Source organism: Longimicrobium sp., assembly GCF_036399255.1.
Taxonomy (GTDB): domain Bacteria; phylum Gemmatimonadota; class Gemmatimonadetes; order Longimicrobiales; family Longimicrobiaceae; genus Longimicrobium.
Genome location: NZ_DASWNM010000059.1, coordinates 1 through 2,587 on the forward strand (window position 1 = coordinate 1; position 2,587 = coordinate 2,587).

Sequence of the window (2,587 nt, forward strand, 5' to 3'; positions counted from 1 at the left end):
CAGCAGGACGGACGCGCCGGAATCCTCCAGCATGTACGACAGGCGGTCCGCCGGATACTCGGGGTCCAGCGGCAGGTACGCGGCGCCGGTGCGCAGGACGCCCAGCAGCGCCGCCACCATCCGCGCCGAGCGCTCCGCGCACACGGCGACCAGGCTTCCGCGCCCCGCCCCGCGCGCCCGCAGCGCCGCCGCCACGCCCGCCGAGAGCGCGTCCAGCTGTGCGTACGTCAGCGCGCCGTCCTCACCTTCCACCGCCACCGCGTCCGGCGTCCGCGCCGCCTGCTCCGCGAACAGGCGGTGCACGGCGGCGAAGGGCCAGTCGCGCTCCGTCTCGTTCCCCCGCTGGACGACCGCGGCGCGCTCCGCAGGTGACAGCAGCGGCAGCGCGGAGATGCGCGCGTCGGGATCGGCCAGGGCGGCGGAAAGGAGCGCGCCGAAGTGGCCCATCATCCGCTCGATGGTGGACGCGTCGAAGAGCGCGGTGGCGTACTCCACCAGCGCGCGCAGCTCGCCCTCGGTCTCGTCCACCAGCACCATCAGGTCGAAGCGCGAGGTGCTGAGCACCGTCGGCAGGGTGCGCGCGCGGACGCCGTCCAGCGCCAGGTCGCCCGCGGGGACGTTCTGCAGGCCGAACATCACCTGGAAGACGGGCGAGTGGCTCAGGCTGCGCGGCACCTCCAGCGCCTGCACCAGCTCTTCGAACGGCACGTCCTGGTGCGCGTACGCGCCCAGCGCCGTCTCGCGCACGCGGGCCAGCAGCGCGCGGAAGGCGGGGTCCCCGCCCACGTCCGTGCGCATGGCCAGGCTCCCCGCGAACAGGCCGACCAGCCCCTCCGTCTCCGGCCGCGCCCGCCCCGCCACCGGCGAGCCGACCACCACGTCGTCCTGCCCGGTCCAGCGGTGCAGGGTCGCGGTCCACGCCGCCAGCAGCACCATGTACAGCGTGGCGCCCTCGCGGCGCGCCAGCGCCCGCGCCGCATGCGCCACCGCCGGCGCCAGGGTGAAGTGGTGCGCGGCGCCGCGCTCGTCCTGCTCGGCCGGGCGCGGGCGGTCCGCCGGCAGCTCCAGCAGCGCGGGCGCGCCCGCCAGCCGCGCGCGCCAGAACGCCAGCTGCCGCTCCATCTGCGCCCCGTGCAGCCACGCCCGCTGCCACACCGCGTAGTCGGCGTACTGCACCGGCAGCTCGGCCAGCGGCGCCGCCTCGCCACGCGCAAAGGCGCGGTACAGCAGCGTCAGCTCCCGCAGCATCACCCCCCACGACCAGCCGTCGGCGGCGATGTGGTGCACGTTCAGCAGCAGCACGTGCCGCTCGGGGGCAATCCGCAGCAGGCGCGCGCGGATCGGCGGCCCCTCGCGCAGGTCGAAGGGGGCGCGCGCGTCGTCCAGCATGCGCGCCTGCACCTGCGCCTCCGCGGCGTCCTCCACCGGAAGGGCGAACTGCGGCGGCGGCAGCACGTCCTGCACGGGCTGGCCGTCCACCTCGGCGTAGCGCGTGCGCAGCACCTCGTGGCGCTCGATCAGCGCCTGGAAGGCGCGCCGCAGCGCCTCCACGCCCAGCGGCCCGTCCAGTGCCACCGCCTCGGGCATGTTGTAGACGCCCGCGTGCGGCGACATCCGCTCCAGGAACCACATCCGCTCCTGGGCAAACGAGAGCGGCACCGGGCCGCCACGCTCCACGCGCACCAGCTCCGGCCCGTCCGCCGCGCCCGCCCCGTCCATCCGCTCCGCCAGCGCGCGCACCGTGGACGCCTCGAACAGCGCGCGCAGGGGCAGTTCCACGCCCAGCTCGCGCCGCACGCGCGAAAGCACCTGCGTGGCCAGGAGGGAGTGGCCGCCCAGGCTGAAGAAGTCGTCCTCCAGCCCCACGCGCTCCAGCCCCAGCACCTCGCGCCAGATCTCCGCCAGCGCCTGCTCGCGCGGGGTGCGCGGGGCCACGAACGGCCGCTCCTCGGTGCGCCCGTCCGGCGCGGGGAGCGCCTTGCGGTCCACCTTGCCGTTGGGCGTCAGGGGGAACGCGTCCAGCGCCACGAAGGCGGAGGGGAGCATGTACTCCGGCAGCCGCTCGCGCAGGAACGCCCGCAGCTCCGCGCCCGCGGGTGTCGCCCGCGGATCGCGCGGGAGGAGATACGCCACGAGCCGCGCGTCGCCGCCCTCCCCGCGCACCGCCGCCACCGCGCCGCCGACGGCGGGATGCGCGCGCAGGGCGGACTCGATCTCGCCCAGCTCGATGCGGAAGCCGCGCAGCTTCACCTGAAAGTCCACCCGCCCCAGGAACTCCAGAACGGAAGTGCGTGAGTGCGTCAGTGCGTCAGTGCGGGAGTTCGCGGCTGCCGGGTCGGCTCCCGGATTCACGCACTCACGCACTTCCGCACTTTCCCGCCGCCGCACCCGGTCGCCGGTGCGGTACAGGCGGCTTCCGGCCGCGCCGAACGCGTCGGGAACGAAGCGCTCCGCCGTCAGCCCCGGCCGCCCCAGGTACCCGCGCGCCACGCCCGCCCCGCCGATGAACAGCTCGCCCGGCACGCCCAGCGGCGCCGGGTTCCCGGCCGGGTCCAGCACGTACAGCGTGGTGTTGGCGATCGCCCCG

The 2,587-nt window shown here is 76.0% G+C and carries 1 protein-coding gene; it reads right to left on the bottom strand.

Annotated elements, in window-relative coordinates; genetic code table 11:
- Positions 1-2,587 (bottom strand): condensation domain-containing protein (locus VGC13_RS09430; RefSeq protein ID WP_331124990.1); only part of this gene is annotated, 2,587 nt, incomplete at both ends.